This window comes from Endozoicomonas atrinae, assembly GCF_001647025.1.
GTDB lineage: Bacteria > Pseudomonadota > Gammaproteobacteria > Pseudomonadales > Endozoicomonadaceae > Endozoicomonas > Endozoicomonas atrinae.
Genome location: NZ_LUKQ02000031.1, coordinates 1 through 16,704, shown reverse-complemented (window position 1 = coordinate 16,704; position 16,704 = coordinate 1). Strand labels below are relative to the sequence as shown.

Sequence of the window (16,704 nt, the reverse complement as noted above, 5' to 3'; positions counted from 1 at the left end):
CATGGAAGAAAGACTGCAGGGAAATGATGGCTCTTATTCAACAGTCAGGGCTGGCTCGCCTTACAACCAGACATTACAACTCGGCCAGGGCTGTCTGGAGAGCGGTAAGGGCTGGTTGGAAAGCAGCCAGAGAAAAGTACTCACAGCACTATTCTGAGTATGACCGGTCAGCTCACAAGAAAGCTGGAAGAACCTTTTCCCGGTATCTGAAGAATTATGACGGTCAAGCATCACTCAGGCCTCTGACCTCAGCGATGATGCAACATGAGCAAATCGAAAAGTATGAAAGGGAGCTACTGGCAGCCTTTAATACAAAGGAGCAGCCCGAAACCCGAAATATTGCCATATCCGGAGCAGTTGGTGTCGGCAAAAGCTCATTTATTCACACTTTCACGGAGCGTAACCCACAGTTCAAATACACCCGTATTTTTTTGCCAGCACTATCAGAAATAAATGCCAGCACTGCACCAGACAACAACGACGATGAGAAAGCATTATTAGAGCAACTTCTGTGCAACATCACGGGCAAGAGATCAGATGACATTAAGGTGGAGCAGCCTCAGTCCAGAGGCTGGCGGAAAGTCATTGGCCTGCTTGTGGCCTTATTGACCAGCTACTCCATTGCAACGCTTGGCTATATCAGTGGCAGTCTGGGTATTGATCAAAGTACAACCGTCAAAGCACTCCATCAGCATTTACCCGACCAGATGCTGGCCTTTACAAAAAAATATGCACCATTACTGGCTGAACTTTCATTGTTCCTAATTGCCACACTTCTCATCCTGTACCTATTCTCGGGGCTACAGAAGCTGATAACTGGCCAGAGAAGCAAGCTGATACGGCAGGAGAACAGTGCAGACAAATCAGATTTCGGAAATTACCTCCATCAAATCACTCATGCCTTTGCCCTAAGCAGGCATGATGTTGTCATTGTTGAGAACCTGACAAGCCCTTGTCAGCTAGCAGCACTGGAAACACTGTATCGTATAAATGGATACCTGAATGGTTCAGGTCACCTGAAACAACCTGTCTATTTTGTCTATGCCCTGGCGGATAAAATGCTGACGGCCAGGGAGCGTATCCGCTTTTTTGACCTGATTATTCCCATTATCCCAGCTCTCAATACTAAAAATGCCGGCCCCAAACTGTATAGGCAGCTGAAAACCATAAATTGCAGTGGGCAAGATGTCACTGATCAGATGGATAAAACATTGATTTACAATGTGGCAAGCTCCATTGACGACATGAAACTGATGACCAATATCGTCAATGAATTTCATATGTTCCTAGATCAGTTTTCCTCGAATCATAGAGAGCTGAATAAAAACAAACTATTTTCCATGGTCGCCATTAAGAACCTTTATCCAAAAGAGCATGCAGAATTAACCGATGATATGGGAATCTTCTGGAAGGTTTTCAATGACAATAAGCTACCGGGCACAACTGTCGCTGAAACGCTGCACCAGGGCATTATGGGAGATTCAGTTTTAAGAGAGCTTACAGAAGAGCGCTTTGGCCCTGCACTCTACCTACTCATGAATGGGTATTTTGCAGAAGATTACAGGGACTACCTGTTTTATTCCTATCCATATACTCCCCCCCATGAATATCAGGCAACTTCATGGCAACCTGTCGCGCGCGCCCCACAATCCCTTAAGTATCAGGAGAGCAATGTCATCCAGAAAAGTAGCCACCTGGACGACGGGTATCTCAGTGAAGAGCCGTCCCAGAAGCTTCAAGTGGCTACAGACCGGCAGGAGAACAAATCCCTGGAAGCCTGGCGATACCAGAAGCCCGAGGTGAATGAATACAATCCACCTGGTAGCAGCTTGCAAGTTGGCAGGAATATCAGTGAAAGTGACAGGCAGCTTTATCTGCAGTTGAAAGAAGGTCTGGTCGCCGATTTTCAGCAAAATGTAGATTCACCAGAGAATCTACTGTACCTATTAAGCCCATCTGATCTTGCCAATGGACAAGGTCTGATCAATGCCGTTGTTAATCAACTGCTGGAAAAGCCATCAGCAAAGTACAATGGCCATAGTGCTCATCGCTTTTTAAGAACGATATTCAACCTGTCCGAAGAGCATGTCCCACACCTGCAGGACTTCATCTTTCAGTACTTTCAGAGTAAACAGAAACATAAAAACAAACTGTTTGTGAGCTTTTTTTCCATTAATCAAAAGCTGCTTATTCATTGTCTGACCAATGGCAATAGCGGTGACATAATGCAAGCCAAGCTGATTGCCAGGGTATTGCCGATTCTCATTTCCGAGGATCATGACAATTTAAGCAACGCGATTATTCCCTCCATCTCAGGCCTCACGGATATTCGCCCCATTGTCAGACTGGTCAATGAACAACCAGGCATATGGGCATGGCTGAAAAAACATCAGGTGAAATTTGATCGTCTTTCTCTCAGGCATTGCACACAGAGAATAGCTTTCAGGATCATTGAAGACTCGATGTACAAGCTGAATTCTCACATGATGGGATTACTTCTGGCTTTTACGGCCGAGGAGCGGCCAACGGCACTCGCACCAATCAGTTACTCTGCCCTATGCTCTTGCGGACATCACAGGCTGATATGCCAGATACATGAAAAACTGAATGAGTTTGTTACCAATGTACTCCTTGTCCAGCCCAGGCTTAAAGAAGATCAGAGTTACCTTGTTGAGCTTTTGAACTCACCGGTACTGAAAACTAATGACAAAATACAGCTGCTTAGACAGTCCAGGCAAAAACTGGTCAGTATCCGTGAAACTCTGGATCACAGCCTGTCATTATCAGCTCAATTGCTGGAGCAAAATCTGGTTGCGGCTTCCTGGACAAATATTCTGCATATTTGTAAGTTAAACCAGAAAAGTTCTTTAAATCCTCTGCTCATAAATTTTATAGCTATCCCAGAAAATACAGAAAAGCTGGCATTGCATCCACTACCCAATAACCAGAATACATTTAACCTGCTATTGGCCCTTATTCACAGCAAAGACATCCATAATGCAACATTAAACCAGCTGCTCTCTGCATTTCCTGCTTTTTATCTTGAGCACCTTAATCTCAAATATATATACCAAGGTCGAATTGAGGTCATTAGTCAGCACCCCAAGTGCCAGTTTTCGTTCAATAGTCTAGAGTGGCTGGCGAAAAATGAAGGTCACTTTAAGACTGATAACACCTTTTACTACCTGTTACGTTTCTGGAATGAATATAAAACCAAAGCTGTGAGTACGGCTCAATTAACGGTTAATACCATTGTCAAATTGCTATCCAGTAGCAAGATTAAGATTGATGATAAGTTATGGCTCTGCAACCTGTTAAATCACGAGAATGAAATTGATAGCCGTATATTGGCTGCAATGCTATCACCCATAACCTCACAGCCGGCAGAAAGCTTTGCAATGAAAATCAGATTCAGTCGGCTTGAGACACTGATTGTAACAGCCCGAACATTACCGGAAAAAATTCGTTTATTATCCCAGCAGGTAAAATACCTCTCCCGGCGTGAGGTATTAACACTGCTTTCACGGTTGGATGTTGAAGGTACCGGTCAACTCATGAAAGAAAATAACCAGTTCTCATTATCCGGGACCCGAGAGAATATTGAATTAATAAAAGCCCTTAAGCGGGCATACCATATAGAGGCTGTTGTTGATAAAAAGGAGAAAAGAATTCGGGCCTATATAAAGCAGTCATCACCGCAATCCATCAGATGACACGAGTGATTGCTAGAATTGGTTAAAATCAATTCAACCAAATCACCTGAATACTATTTAAAATAGAATGACCAGTTATTCATTCTTGAACTTAAATACAACAAAACAACCGTTAAATTATATGTAACCTGCCTTTTAGATGAATTACTTTTACCCCTTGAATTAACATCAACAAGAAGAAACCATCTATAAAAATATTGGTCTATAGAATCTTTCGTGACCTTTTTAGAGGTAGCTATGGATTATCCTATTGGCGGTTCAACCTCAAGCTTATATACACAACAAAACCAAGCTACTGGTATTGCTTCTGCTAGCACCCAAGAATCAGAAGATTCAAGTAGACAGGAAACACTACTACCATCTCGAGACTCATATCATTCAGAAGAGGGACCCGATAACAAAACAACAGCTGATTGGAACATTCATTCGCAACCGTCTGGCCAAGTTTTGGTTAGACGGGCTAGCGAAGAAGATACAAATGTAGATGGTTCACCTGTTCACTCTAAAGTAGCTGCAACACCAGATCATGAGGGTGATATAAGTGACTCTAAATCAGTTGATAAACCACAAGACCTGCGTACTTCACTAGCAGAACCCTCACCAGAAGCTACAGCATCAGATCATGAGGCAGATGTAAGTGAATCTGAATCAGAGGGCAAACCACAAGCCTTACAGACCTCACAAGCAGAACCTTTACCAGAAGCAAAATCGGCTATGTCAACCAAGCCTATTCCTGCCGATAAAGTAACTATATTCATAGGAAGTAATCCAAGCAAAGCAGGGACAGTATGGTTTGATGGACAAGCCAGAGTAAAAGACGACATAAACGGGAGGTACGCATTATCAGCCGAAGCTACTGGTGAGAACCAGAGCCAATACATGGAACATATGGGAATTAGCAGTATAGATGACTTCGTTTTCAGCCGGCTGACATGCTTCCATCTGCATCAGAATGTCAGACATGAAGCCATTAATGCAAGAATAGATATTCCCATAGAGCGCCCAAAAGACGCAGAGCCATCGGCTCAGCCTTATGTAGACATTGATCTTAAGGTAAATCAACACGTAGCCATGCACTTAACCCCCGCCATAAATATCGAGATTCAGTCAGAAGAGGGGGGGCAAAATCTGACTCTCCACGCGCCAGAAGTTACTCTGACAATGACTCGTATATCTGACTTACCAGAAAAATCATCATCTAAAGCAGACGATAAACCCACAGGGTCTACGAAAAATGAACCTACAGAAGCATCTACTTCAAGCCCAGCAGAGCTGGAAGACATAACTTCAGTTGTAAATGAAAACGCAGAATCGGCAGCTATGCTTCCAAATGAATCCGAAGCGGATAGCAAGAAAGAAAGAAGCCGTGCATCTGATGTACGCGACTCTTTTCGCAACCTCTTCAGCTGTTGTATTCGAGATCGAGATGTCAGCCGCGCTCCATCAAAACCCAACGCCTGAACATTCAGCCAGAACTGCCTGCAGATTCCATAAGCCATTGACCTGCAAACCGCAGGTCAACTCATCAACAAATCAAACTGCTCAATAATCAGTAACAGCTTCTCACCTTCCAGCCGCTCAAGAGGCAAGGCCTCTTCTGCATAGGACTTGATATTTGATCCCTTTGGCAACGTGCCTCCCCCATCGATAATCGCCCTGACGCGGGGAACAAAAATCCACTGTAACCACTGGCTGAATGCCATGGTATCCATGCAAAAAGGCGTGGTGCTGGCCATGGCTTCAACTGATGGGGGCATGGGAAGCCAGACATCCTGCCTGCGCAGCTCTGACTCAATAGCTTCCAGCAAAACAACAACTTTTTCAGACATATCAGCTATTTAACGCACGTAATAAATGATTGATTTTTCGTTCGAGCATAAAGCCCGGCCCCAGACTCAATGCTCGTTCAGCCAGTTGCCGGGACTGTTCAAAACGCCCCTGATCCTGTCGAAGCAAGGCCAGCTGGTAATAAACTTCCGGAGCCGTTGGACTGATGCGCATCGCGCGTCCAAGTGCGCTTTCAGCTTCATCAAACCTGCCAGCTTCTCGGGCATTCCAGGCCTGATTCAATAATGTGCCCAGAGCATCCTGACGCTGTTCATAGGGTGATGATGACACTTCAGGCTGCTCTTCCTGTATCAATACCGGCGTAGAGCAACCCGCCAGAGCTCCAGCAAAGAGAAGGGCAACGAAAAGCCTGGGTGAAAAAAATACCGCTTTTTCACACCGTTCAGTACGGGAGATGGTGTAATACATCATTCAAACCACCCTTTAATTTTGTCAAACAGGGAGTCCTTCACATCGGCCTTGCAACCGGCATAGGCCTGCGGCTCAGAGCCCTTGATATAGGGTAACTGTATAGCACCTTCACAGTAACGGTGACTGCGACCATTGGCCGATGGGTTCACCCAGATGCTTGTCACATTGCTGGCTCCCAGAGATTGTACCGACTGAACCGGCACATTCGACATAAAGTTACCCCAGATCTTCAAAGCACCACTGCTGCCAGTCAATTTTGTTGGGCTATTGTCATCGTGGCCAATCCAGGTCACCGCCACCAGGTCACCGGAGTAACCGGCAAACCAGCTATCTCTGAGATCATTGGTGGTTCCTGTTTTACCACCCAGCTTAATATCCTTATCCACATACTGGTAAACCCTCCGCCCCGTGCCGTCTTTCATGACAATACCCAAAGCAGTACGCAGCAATTCCATTGGTCCCGGCTCAAAAGCCCGCTCTACAGAAATGCTGTAACGGCTGAGTGGCTTACCCTGACTGTCTACCACAGCATCGATAGCTCGCAGCGGCATTCGAAAGCCACCGCTGGCAATGGTTTGATACATTTTGGCAACCTCAATCGGAGCCATCGACGGAGAGCCAAGCAATACCGATGGATAAGGTGGTAACTCCTGCTCAATACCCAGCCTCTTAAGGGTATCCAGCACCGATGATAAACCAACAGCCATGCCAGTATTGGCTGCTGCCTGATTGTAGGATTTAGCCAGTGCCAGATAGAGTGGCACCTGCCCATGAGATTCACGACTGTAATTCTGTGGCTCCCAGTAACCACCACGACCATCACTGATTTTCACCGGCGTATCATTGACCGGGGTTGTTAATGTGTACTGGCCAGACCGTTCAAGAGCCGTCAGGTATATAGCCGGCTTCAAAAGGGAGCCAACCGGTCTGCGAGCCTCAATGGCGCGGTTGAATCCGGCATACCCGGGGTTTCGATCCCCCACAACAGCAAGAAGATCACCCGTCTGGGCAGAACTGACAACCATGGCACCCTGAAGTTGATTGTCCTTACCCAAAGCCTTTAACGTACTGGTAACACTTTTCTGTGCCTCCCGCTGAATCACCGGGTCCAGGTTGGTGAAAATCCTGAGCCCCTCGGAGGTCAGATCCTTCTCATCATAATCCTTGCGCAGCTGTTCCTTCACCATATCGATATAGGCAGGAAAATCGTTGGTACTGACCAGTTCTCGGCTGACAACGCCTAATGGCAGCTTTTTAGAGCGTTCAACTTCTGCAACCGGAACGATGGAGCGCTCAGCCAGAACATCCAACACCAGATTCCGTCTCTCAAGGGCGCGCTCAGGATATCGCCGGGGGTCGTAATAGGACGGTCCTTTGACCATGGCCACCAGCAAGGCGGTCCTTGCCAGGTCTAACTCCTTGAGAGGTTGGGCAAAGTAAAACTGACTGGCCAGACCAAAGCCATGAATAGCCCTGCGCCCATGCTGCCCCAGATAAACCTCATTTAAATAGGTTTCAAGAATCTCTTCTTTGTCGTAATGCAGCTCAAGCAGCAGCGCCATAATGGCTTCTTTACCTTTCCGAACCAGAGTGCGCTCATTGGTCAGAAAGAAGTTTTTCACCAACTGCTGTGTAATAGTACTGCCCCCCTGGACGACACCGCCGGCTTTCAGGTTGGCAACCATGGCCCGGGCAATGGAAGTGGGAGAGATACCAAAATGGTCGTAATAGTCCCTGTCTTCAATGGCCAGCAGGGCAGGAATCAGATATCGGGGAGTCTGAGCGTTTCGAATCAATAAACGATCTTCATAACTGGCTGGATAAATGCCACCTATGGGCTGAGGGTCAAGCCTTAACAGAGGCAGGCTCTTACCATCTCGCCCTGCGAGGCGAGTAACCTCACTGCCTTGAAAATCAACTTTCACATAACGCGATGGCTCTGCCCCATCGGGAAAGTGAAACCCCCGGCTATAAATAATAAACTGACTGCCATTCCGGGCAAAAGTACCGGGGCGGCTCACATCCTGAACTGCCTGATAGCCCTGACGCCTGAGCTGGGACTGTAGATCTCCTGGTGTTATCAGATTACCCACATACAATTCAACAGGACGTGCAAATACCTTGGCAGGTATTGCCCACTTTTTGCCTTCAAACTGCTTAGTGACTACGGCATCCAGATAGACAGCGTAAGCGGAAACCAGGATCACCAGCGTCAAGCCCAGCTTGAACAGGATGGATTTCCAAGGTACCGGATTACCCTGTTTTTGCTTTGAGGATGATTTGGTCTTTTTGGCAGGCCTGCCTTTTTTAGTCGTCGATTTATTTACCATGCGGGCGATTATACGCTAGAGCCTGTTTATGATCTTTTTCGTAAAACGAAAACAATCGGAAAATTTCTATATTCTTTCCCTTTGGGACGTATATTGGTACCGAAAATGGCGGTTTACTAGAAAAGGCTGAAACTATGTCTCTTTCTGTGGATAAAAAGTGGCTTTATCAATCACTTGATCTGTCCAGAAGAACTAACCCTTTCCTGATCATCATGATGGGTCTGTCCGGTTCTGGAAAGAGTACTGTATGTCGTTGGCTCACTCATGAGCTGCAGATAGCATGGTTATGTGCCGATGTCGTTCGAAAGCGCCTTTATGGCCTGAGCCCAGAACAGTCTTCCAAAGGAGTGAGACAGAATATCTATTCGGCTGATGCTCATAAAAGAACATTCACTCAATTAGCTTCTCTGACCAGACAACTCCTGTGCTCTGGATACCCGGTTACCATCGATTCCGCTGCACTTCGCGCCGTGGATCGACAACAATTCATAATATTGGCCAGAACACTCAATATCCCCTTCGTCATCATCTACTGTATAGCTGGAGAAGATACGATCAAAATCAGGCTCAATTGCCGACTTCAGGGTCCAGACGAACCTTCCGAGGCCACGATTAATGTTATGGAACAGCAAAAAGAGTGGCTTGAAGAACCCGGTACTGCTGAGACGCCATTTCTGATCAGTTTGAGCACCGATCTCCCAAACTGGCAGAGTGCGTTAAAAAAACAACTGACCGCCCAAAACATTTGCTAGAAAGTCCCAACAAGGTGTCAAAATACCATTGCATCGGTAATAACTGATAACTCTATGGGAGGACTTCAAAAGTCTGGTCTATTCTTAAGAGAAAATGACTTCTGACTTTTTAATAATCATGCTGTCTCTGGTACGGACGCTAGAGTTGAGTTAGGGATCCAGTACATGGCAACTGATCTGATCGAATTAAAAAACCTTGGCAAAACATCCGTACAATGGTTAAACGCTGTAGGCATCAGAACGCTTGAACAACTCCATGATGTAGGCTCTGTTGCAGCCTACTGCAAAGTTCGTGATCGTGGCTTTAAAGTTTCAAAGGTATTGCTCTACGCTCTTGAAGGAGCCCTTATTGGAGCGCACTGGAATGATCTGGACCCGGATTACAAGGCACGCCTGTTAGAAGCAGTAGAAGACAGCCCTCCTCCACCCTGATACTCCCTCGACACCATTTTAGGCCTGGCCGCAGACAGGACACTCCGGATCTGCCTGCAGCCCCATTGTCTGCCACTCCATCGTCATCGCGTCAAAAATCATCAACCGACCATTCAACGTTTTCCCAAACCCGGTAATCAGCTTGATGGCTTCCAGTGCCTGCATTGTGCCTATCATTCCGACAACTGGCCCCAATATTCCCGATTCAGAACAGCTGAGGTTTTCATTGCTCTGCTCATCATATAAACACCGATAACAGGGCGCATCAGACTGACGACGATCATAAACAGTAAGCTGGCCATTAAGCCTGATTGCTGCACCGCTGACCAGAGGAACAGAGGCCCTGACACAGGCAGCATTGATTGCGAACCGGCTGGTAAAGTTATCGGTACAATCCAGAACTACGGTCGCTTTTCCCACCTGCTCTAACAGGCCTTCACCTTCCAGACATCCATGGATAGCCTCAACCTGAATACTGTCATTGACTGCCAACAGCCGGGCCTGTGCAGCGGATACTTTTGCAGCTCCCTGATCATCAGCACAATAAAGCAACTGCCTCTGAAGGTTGGTGGTATCAACCGTATCCGGGTCAACCAGCACCATTTGCCCTACTCCTGCTGACGCCAGATACTGAGCGGCCGGACAGCCCAGTCCACCCAGGCCAAGAATTAACACTCTCGATAACAGCAACCGCTCCTGACCTTCGATATCAATCTGGGGAAGCATAATTTGTCGGCTATAGCGGAGTAACTGCTCATCATTCATGGATGGTAGCTGTCCTTACTAAAAAATGGCTTGAAAGATATGCTGCCTGTAACCATCAGGAAGTACGGCACTTAAGCAGAGTGAAGTATAAGGAGAGAATCAATCCGATAACACACCCACTGCTGTCTATTTGCAGCAGGTGGTTCGTAACAGGTAATGCCTTCAGATGCAGGAATCAGCTTTCACAGAATCAAGACTCTGACTCGACAAACTCACCATAGGCTTCTGCATCCATCAGATCACTGAGTTCGCCATCATCCTCAAGTTTCATCTTGAAGAACCAGCCATCGTTATAAGGGTCGCTGTTTACCGTTTCCGGAGTCTCTTCCAGTATGCCATTAACTTCCAGAACTTCCCCCGTCAATGGTACATAGATCTCCGAAGCAGCTTTTACAGACTCAACAGCTCCGGCTTCGTCACCTGCGGCGAGCACAGCACCAGGTTCTGGCAGTTCAACAAAAACTACATCGCCCAGGGCTTCCTGGGCATGATCTGTAATACCAATGGTGACGGTACCATCTTCCTCCAACCTGACCCATTCATGGGAACGCAGATACCGTAACTCAGAAGGTATATTGCTCATCTATTTATCCTCGGTTGACTCTCTGTAAAGCTAAGGTGCCTCACCCTATCATCCCCCTCCCAGAAGACAATGCGGTGAAATCAAACGCTGTTTATTGGCTCATTACTGTCAAAGAGCTCATGGCTGACTGGCACGAGCATTCTAACGAGTTTAGTGGGAAGTTTACATAGCATCGCTTCGGTTAACTGCCTGAATAGAACGTACCTCTGACTTTTTTGAGTTGGCTCCCTTGTATACAAAACCTGACAGCCTGTGCAACACTGAAGAGACAGAATGACAGGGCAGGATAGCCCGAAGTGTGCTGTGGGTCTGAAGTTGCGCAACCATGACACGGTTTCACAGTAAATCAAGTGATAAGGTTCAGGGTCGAATGTCACTACAAAATGCCTGCCAGTGTAATGAACAGTTGTTGTCTGAGTTGATTCAGGCCATTAAAGGACTTCCTTCAAGCAGTTACCAGAAACCTGCCGCCCCTGACAATCCTCAAACAATAGGAGCTCATGTACGCCATATCATTGAGTTTTATCAATGTTTTTTATCCGGTCTTGATACTAACTGCATTAATTACGACAGCAGAAAACGAGACCCGAAATCTGAGAGGAGTATCTCTTCTGCAGTAGATGCATTACTGAATATTAAGGAGGAAATGGTCAGGCTAACAGAAAATACATCGAGTGAGATTAATCTGACGCTCAATACCTACACGGATACCAATGGAAGTGCCATTAAGGTGAAAACATCCGTAATTCGTGAGCTTTTATTTTTGCAAAGTCACGCTACGCACCATATGGCAATGATCAACTTACTGCTACAACAGTCAGGCCATATATCCCCCAGGGATTTTGGTGTTGCCACTTCAACACTGATCTATCGAAAACAGCAGGAAGCACCTTCTAAAAACTAGGCCGCCTTTCTATGGTACTGCACAAAATCGCTGCAACGTTCAGCACCCATATATTTTGACAGCATTTTTTCATCCACTTTCAAAAGATCAACAATAATCAGCCCGTCCAGAGCATCATTAAAGTCGGGATCGACATTGAACGCGGCCAGTTCTCCCTGTAACTTCAGGTACTGACGGAGTAGCACCGGAATCCCTTTGTTATCCTTTTCAATCTGCTGCACCAGAGAAGAAAGTTGCTCAATACTGTTAATGCCCTTTAAGTCTCCAGTAGACCAGAGAAGGCCAGAGCTCTTTAATGGTGTTGTCGGCGTAACCAGGTCGGCCAGAGCCTGGTCACAGTTATTCGCTCCAAGGCAGCCTGCCATTAATTGACGCGACACTTCACTATAGTCACTGCTGATACTTACCGGGCCAAACAGAACACGATACTGAGGATTCGCTGCAACATAAGCCCCAATTCCCTTCCACAACATAAGAAGTGCATTGAGACTTTTCTGGTATTCCGGACGAACAAAGGATCGCCCCATTTCCAGACAACAGCCCAGCTTATAAAGAAACGGTTCCTTGTAATTGAACAGACTCCTTGAATAAAGCCCATAAATACCATGATTACTGAGTATTTGATCAACACACCCTATTCGATAGGCTCCAACAACCTCGGACCTCTCTCTGTTCCAGAGAAAAAGGTGAAGGTAATATTCATCATACTGATCAAGATCAAGTGATCGACCACTGCCTTCACCCACCTGACGAAAGGTAATTTCCCTCAGGCGGCCAATCTCCCTGAGGACATATGGAACGTCGCTGGCGGGCGCGCAATATACAGCCATCTCACCTTTTTCCAAAAGCATGGTGTGCTCTGACAGATTTTCAATTTCAGTCTTCATAGCCAGACTGGAAACACTATCAGCTATGGCCTCTTCTTCACGCTGAGGTTTTATTTCCTTTAACGGTTCAGAATGATTTTGCTGCGGAGAAAGCAGATAAGTACATAATCGAAGAAAATGTGTCAGGGCCTTTTTTGATGAAAAAGAGTGCAACTCTTTTGTCTCCAGGGTTTTTCCGATCCTGAATGCTAATGTAGCTCCCTGCTTATTAATCAGTTCACGAATCAGTCTTACGGTTCTTAATCGTGGATGAATTCTGCCAAGCCAGTGAAAGAGCTTACTGTTATTTCCTTCCACAAAAATGGGTGTAACACTGGCTCTGGTATTTAACGCGATTAAACTCGCCGTATTTCTCCATTCCGGATCACAAATAGCCCCTAACGATTTGTTATAACTCGATACTTCACCAGCAGGGAAAATAAGCAGTTGGTGACCATCATCAACCCAGGCCTGAGCTTCTGATATAGCCTGTTTATTTTTTTCTTTTGCCTGTTTGCTTAAAACATCAACACCAATGAAAACATCCTCAAACTCTGGAATTCGGCAAAGCAGCTCATTAGTGAGAACTTTTACGTCACTTCGCCTTTGCAGTAACAGGTCAGCCAGAGCAACACCCTCAATTCCACCAAAAGGGTGGTTGGCAACAACAATGGATGAACCGAAAGCAGGTATTGATGCAATAGAGCCTTTTGTAACTTTATAGTCCACATCAAAAATGTTCAGAACCCGCCGAAGAAATGCTTTTCCATTGAACTGATACTTGTATTCCGGCTCATAAAGTTTCTCAAGAGCGCTTAGGCCAAGAAACCTCTCGATTGCAGACTCAATCAACCCAAAACGTGTGCGCCGTGGTAAACGAAAAGGTGAGTTCAGCATGTTGTCCTCTATCCCTGAGTTTTTTCCAAGCTCAATTACACTCATTTTTATTATGCCTGTGTCAGATGCTCAGAACTCTGTCTATTACATAGGTTAAGAAGAATGTTGCCTTAACACTGCACATTGAAAGATGCCTCATAGTGTTAATTTCCTTGGCAATGACCACAGGGCTTTCTTTCTATAATGTCGAAGCGACCTTCAATGAACAACCAGAATATTCATGGGAAATGACAAAAAGGTGAAAATGAAGTGATATTTTTATGAAGGAGGGTATGAAGACTCACTGTCGCCTGGTAGGGAAACAGCAAGCCTTCAACAAAAATTAGCTCTGCAGGTATTGTTTAACCTTGTTATCAGTATTTATAAACTCCAGGATCATCAAAATAATTCCGGAAACCAGCAAACCGCAGGCGTTATAAAATAGCAGTCCACCATCATCACCGATGATATTTCCCATATCATCAAACTCAGGCATCGCAATACCCAGCGGGGTGCATAAGTGGAAAAAAACAGCACCGGTCATTACCCCGGAAGCGATAGCAGCTCCGTACAGGCGCAAAGGTGTCAAAAGTAATATCGAAGCTATCAGCTCAACAACCCCAACGCCATAGGCGCCATAATCAGCAAACCATTGAAACCCGGACCATGCACCCAAGACACCAAAAATATGCAGAGTTTCATAGGCATCGGTAAACTTAAAAAACAGTGACTGAACAAATACCACTGCAATATAAAGGCTTAGCGCCCAAGTAAATCCTTTATAAACCATCGGTGCCTCCTGGCATAGTAAACTCAGTTCATTTCCGGCCAGTGCTTATCTGCAGCTTTAATAAAGCCCGGAATATCTTTTAGCCATTTTTCCTGAACGCTACTGTCGTAATTCAAATACAGTTTATTATCGACAATTTTCCAGTATTTCGGGTCTCCCGGTGCCCGTTGTTTTTTTGCAGCAACGGCCCATGCGCAATAACCACCGTATTGAGGCATATACTGCTCAGGGCTTTCCTTGAAAAGGCTCGAATGTTTTTCTGAAGAGAAATACCACTCCACACCCAAGTGCTCAAATTTATACTTGGCACTCCCTTTGACTGGTTTTCCTTCAGTGAAATAAGCAACGGCATCATAACCACTGACGGCCTTACTGCTAAACCAGCCAGTATAAATATGCTTGTCAGCAAAGGAGTTGACACTGAATGCCATCAACAAGACCGTAGCAATCCTTAGCAATTTATTCATGAGGCTCCATCCTCTTCAGTTGTCTACCCTATTCTGTCTCGGGATATCGGCTGACCAGCTTTTTTTCCTTTCTCCATGCCTTAATCAATTCTCCCAGTGGAGGGGAAGGAAACCCTCTATGACGGTTTATCGCTCCCAGTTTGAACAGCGTTTGATATTGAAAGAAGAGTGTCTTGAAGGCATCTGCCAGAGAACCCCTGCAGTCCCATATATGTGCAGCTTCACTGCTGGCACCATTAATTTCAAGTATATAGTAATCCTCTCCCTTCATTAGAGACTGTATGTCTTTAAAACGGATATCAAAACGACCATAGTAAAATTCCGGCAAGTCATCACAAAGTCGGTCAAAGGCCCTGGTCAGCTCAGGCGTAATAAATTTCCGGCCATCTCTGAAAATACACCCTCTGCTGTGGCTACCGGTAAATGCGAGACGAAAAGGTTGTCCCTTGGGCAGGACTGTATCCAGTTGATCCTGATGCCGGGGAAGATAAAGGTGTGTGAGTTTGCCTGCCCGGGGATCATCAATAATTAACTCCTTCAGTGTGCTTTTGCCATTCCCGATAACATAGGGCTGGTATTTCAATGTTATGGAAATAATTTCTCCATTTTCAGTTCCTGGATAGCGAATGTAGAAAATACCGGCTTCGGCCTCATATGGAACTAATTGCTGGAAAAGGATTTTCCCATCCGAAGGAAACTTGTTGATATACCTGACCAGTTCATCCTTACTTCTGATCAACTGAACACCGGCACCACGACAACCAATATCAGGCTTGGCCACCAGCGGTAAGCTCAACCCGGCATGTTTGAAGAGTCGTTGTGCCCGGCTAGCAGCCTGATCAGCATCTTCCCACCCATCCAGTAACGCCCAGGGTGCAATTCTGGCTTTAGCTTCACCCGATGCTCTGGAAAAAATATCGGACTTTGATTCTCCCACCATACCACCCAGTGGAATTGAAGGATTGGCGATCAGTGGCAACCCTACTCCCCGCCATCGAATTGACTGCCAAAGCCATTGAAAGGCAACAGGAATATAGAAAATATACCCAGGCCAGAACTCAAAAAATGAAATAGGTTTCTCAACTGGCTCCAAGTTTGGCATACCGGGATGAATTGGCTTATCTGGAGATGTTCTCTCAACAAATAACTGGGTGGATGCACTGTTTTTTTCGTGAACTAACGCTTCCATACCTTACTCCGACCACCTTCCCTGGGATGATTTACTCACAATATCAGAACTGGCTTTTCTCAGCGCTTTCTTTTTCGGTACTTGAACCACTCATGTCTATCTTTTCGATAGACAGCTTGAATCTTCGGTGTAATACCAGGATGGCAATCACCACAAAAGGTAGCAATAGCCATTTTACTGAAGACAGTTCGCTCCAGAACATCGAACCAAACCAGTAAAGCCCAAGAAAAATAACACCTGTCCAGACCAGAGAAGCCAGAAATACCCAACCCGAAAAAGAAATAAATGAATAGCGAAAAAAGCCACAGGCTACATAGGAAGGTAGTCTGAGACCAGGCACTAATCGTACGACCAAAATAGTCCAGACAGCACGCTGTTTTAGCCACTGACCAGCCCTGTTGACGTTACCCTCAGGAATTCTTCCATCTAACCATGACCAGCGACCAAAAAGACGTCCCAGGCCATAAAGACCAAGGTCTCCAGTAAAAATACCAATAAGAAGCGCCAGAAAAGCCAGTTCTGGAGAGATAAAACCATCAATGCTGATCAATGCTGCCGAAATAGAGCCTGTAAATAATTCTGTGTAAACGCCACCAAAACTATTACTCCTTGAACCGGTCAGGAAACATAATTTCAAACCGGTTCATGGCTGCTTTCCAGTTCCTGATCGGCATGGTCCATTTCTCGGAAGCTTTTTCCATGGCCAGATAGATTACCTTCATGACTGACTCATCAGTCCGAAAAATCTTCCGGTTCTTGATCGCCTTACGAATGACGC

The 16,704-nt window shown here is 45.8% G+C and carries 15 protein-coding genes and 1 pseudogene; 5 read left to right on the top strand and 11 right to left on the bottom strand.

Annotated elements, in window-relative coordinates; translation table 11 throughout:
- The first annotated feature begins 23 nt into the window (after positions 1–23).
- Both AK963_RS06490 and AK963_RS06480 read left to right on the top strand, forming a co-directional pair.
- Positions 24–3,713, top strand: coding sequence for a YobI family P-loop NTPase (locus AK963_RS06490; RefSeq protein WP_066014651.1), 3,690 nt, complete (start codon positions 24–26; stop codon positions 3,711–3,713).
- Between the two features lie 216 nt (positions 3,714–3,929).
- Entirely contained in the window at positions 3,930–5,174 is a 1,245-nt protein-coding gene (locus AK963_RS06480; protein ID WP_139117276.1) for a hypothetical protein, read from the top strand.
- 56 nt (positions 5,175–5,230) lie between these two features.
- Here AK963_RS06480 and AK963_RS06475 read toward each other — a convergent pair whose 3' ends face one another.
- The 3 genes from AK963_RS06475 to mrcB are packed head-to-tail and all read right to left on the bottom strand — an operon-like array spanning position 5,231 to position 8,302.
- Complete coding sequence (locus AK963_RS06475) at positions 5,231–5,542, bottom strand: YqcC family protein (protein WP_066014648.1); 312 nt, start codon at positions 5,540–5,542, stop codon at positions 5,231–5,233.
- A gap of 1 nt (position 5,543) precedes the next feature.
- Positions 5,544–5,972: a tetratricopeptide repeat protein gene (locus AK963_RS06470; RefSeq protein WP_066014647.1), complete on the bottom strand. Its 429-nt coding sequence runs from the start codon at positions 5,970–5,972 to the stop codon at positions 5,544–5,546.
- Positions 5,969–8,302, bottom strand: coding sequence for a penicillin-binding protein 1B (gene mrcB, locus AK963_RS06465; protein WP_066014646.1), 2,334 nt, complete (start codon positions 8,300–8,302; stop codon positions 5,969–5,971). The genes AK963_RS06470 and mrcB overlap by 4 nt, the downstream gene beginning before the upstream one ends.
- Before the next feature lie 134 nt (positions 8,303–8,436).
- On the opposite strand from mrcB, the gene AK963_RS06460 reads away from it, so the two are divergent.
- Complete coding sequence (locus AK963_RS06460; protein ID WP_066014645.1) at positions 8,437–9,054, top strand: P-loop nucleotide/nucleoside kinase family protein; 618 nt, start codon at positions 8,437–8,439, stop codon at positions 9,052–9,054.
- Positions 9,055–9,219: 165 nt separating this feature from the next.
- On the top strand, positions 9,220–9,486 hold the full coding sequence (locus tag AK963_RS06455; RefSeq protein WP_066014644.1) for a TfoX/Sxy family protein: 267 nt from the start codon (positions 9,220–9,222) through the stop codon (positions 9,484–9,486).
- A gap of 18 nt (positions 9,487–9,504) precedes the next feature.
- On the opposite strand, the gene AK963_RS06450 is transcribed toward AK963_RS06455, so the two are convergent.
- Together AK963_RS06450 and gcvH are read right to left on the bottom strand one after the other, a co-directional pair.
- Positions 9,505–10,251: a HesA/MoeB/ThiF family protein gene (locus tag AK963_RS06450; protein WP_066014643.1), complete on the bottom strand. Its 747-nt coding sequence runs from the start codon at positions 10,249–10,251 to the stop codon at positions 9,505–9,507.
- Between the two features lie 190 nt (positions 10,252–10,441).
- Positions 10,442–10,834 carry a glycine cleavage system protein GcvH gene (gene gcvH, locus AK963_RS06445; RefSeq protein WP_066014642.1) on the bottom strand — a complete coding sequence of 131 codons (393 nt, stop codon included), beginning with the start codon at positions 10,832–10,834 and terminating at the stop codon, positions 10,442–10,444.
- Between the two features lie 370 nt (positions 10,835–11,204).
- On the opposite strand from gcvH, the gene AK963_RS06440 reads away from it, so the two are divergent.
- Positions 11,205–11,738: a DinB family protein gene (locus tag AK963_RS06440; protein ID WP_175404457.1), complete on the top strand. Its 534-nt coding sequence runs from the start codon at positions 11,205–11,207 to the stop codon at positions 11,736–11,738.
- On the opposite strand, the gene AK963_RS06435 is transcribed toward AK963_RS06440, so the two are convergent.
- The 6 genes and pseudogenes from AK963_RS06435 to AK963_RS31855 form a co-directional block, all read right to left on the bottom strand.
- On the bottom strand, positions 11,735–13,546 hold the full coding sequence (locus AK963_RS06435; protein ID WP_083232504.1) for a lysophospholipid acyltransferase family protein: 1,812 nt from the start codon (positions 13,544–13,546) through the stop codon (positions 11,735–11,737). The genes AK963_RS06440 and AK963_RS06435 overlap by 4 nt on opposite strands.
- Before the next feature lie 277 nt (positions 13,547–13,823).
- Complete coding sequence (locus AK963_RS06430) at positions 13,824–14,270, bottom strand: MauE/DoxX family redox-associated membrane protein (RefSeq protein WP_066014640.1); 447 nt, start codon at positions 14,268–14,270, stop codon at positions 13,824–13,826.
- Between the two features lie 23 nt (positions 14,271–14,293).
- The gene (locus AK963_RS06425; protein ID WP_175404456.1) at positions 14,294–14,737 is read right to left on the bottom strand and encodes a YHS domain-containing (seleno)protein; all 444 of its coding nucleotides are present in this window, start codon (positions 14,735–14,737) and stop codon (positions 14,294–14,296) included.
- Between the two features lie 28 nt (positions 14,738–14,765).
- Positions 14,766–15,926, bottom strand: coding sequence for a D-alanine--D-alanine ligase (locus AK963_RS06420; RefSeq protein ID WP_083232503.1), 1,161 nt, complete (start codon positions 15,924–15,926; stop codon positions 14,766–14,768).
- 43 nt (positions 15,927–15,969) lie between these two features.
- The gene (locus AK963_RS06415) at positions 15,970–16,563 is read right to left on the bottom strand and encodes a DedA family protein (protein WP_083232502.1); all 594 of its coding nucleotides are present in this window, start codon (positions 16,561–16,563) and stop codon (positions 15,970–15,972) included.
- Positions 16,529–16,704: pseudogene (locus AK963_RS31855) on the bottom strand (IS256 family transposase); the annotation flags it as partial. The gene AK963_RS06415 and the pseudogene AK963_RS31855, both read right to left, overlap by 35 nt.

Coding starts and splice junctions, on each gene's coding strand:
- AK963_RS06490 (WP_066014651.1), top strand. CDS start 24: ATGATGGCTCTTATTCAACAGTCAGGGCTGGCTCGCCTTACAACCAGA.
- AK963_RS06475 (WP_066014648.1), bottom strand. CDS start 5,542: ATGTCTGAAAAAGTTGTTGTTTTGCTGGAAGCTATTGAGTCAGAGCTG.
- AK963_RS06470 (WP_066014647.1), bottom strand. CDS start 5,972: ATGATGTATTACACCATCTCCCGTACTGAACGGTGTGAAAAAGCGGTA.
- mrcB (WP_066014646.1), bottom strand. CDS start 8,302: ATGGTAAATAAATCGACGACTAAAAAAGGCAGGCCTGCCAAAAAGACC.
- AK963_RS06460 (WP_066014645.1), top strand. CDS start 8,437: ATGTCTCTTTCTGTGGATAAAAAGTGGCTTTATCAATCACTTGATCTG.
- AK963_RS06455 (WP_066014644.1), top strand. CDS start 9,220: ATGGCAACTGATCTGATCGAATTAAAAAACCTTGGCAAAACATCCGTA.
- AK963_RS06450 (WP_066014643.1), bottom strand. CDS start 10,251: ATGAATGATGAGCAGTTACTCCGCTATAGCCGACAAATTATGCTTCCC.
- gcvH (WP_066014642.1), bottom strand. CDS start 10,834: ATGAGCAATATACCTTCTGAGTTACGGTATCTGCGTTCCCATGAATGG.
- AK963_RS06440 (WP_175404457.1), top strand. CDS start 11,205: ATGTCACTACAAAATGCCTGCCAGTGTAATGAACAGTTGTTGTCTGAG.
- AK963_RS06435 (WP_083232504.1), bottom strand. CDS start 13,546: ATGAGTGTAATTGAGCTTGGAAAAAACTCAGGGATAGAGGACAACATG.
- AK963_RS06430 (WP_066014640.1), bottom strand. CDS start 14,270: ATGGTTTATAAAGGATTTACTTGGGCGCTAAGCCTTTATATTGCAGTG.
- AK963_RS06425 (WP_175404456.1), bottom strand. CDS start 14,737: ATGAATAAATTGCTAAGGATTGCTACGGTCTTGTTGATGGCATTCAGT.
- AK963_RS06420 (WP_083232503.1), bottom strand. CDS start 15,926: ATGGAAGCGTTAGTTCACGAAAAAAACAGTGCATCCACCCAGTTATTT.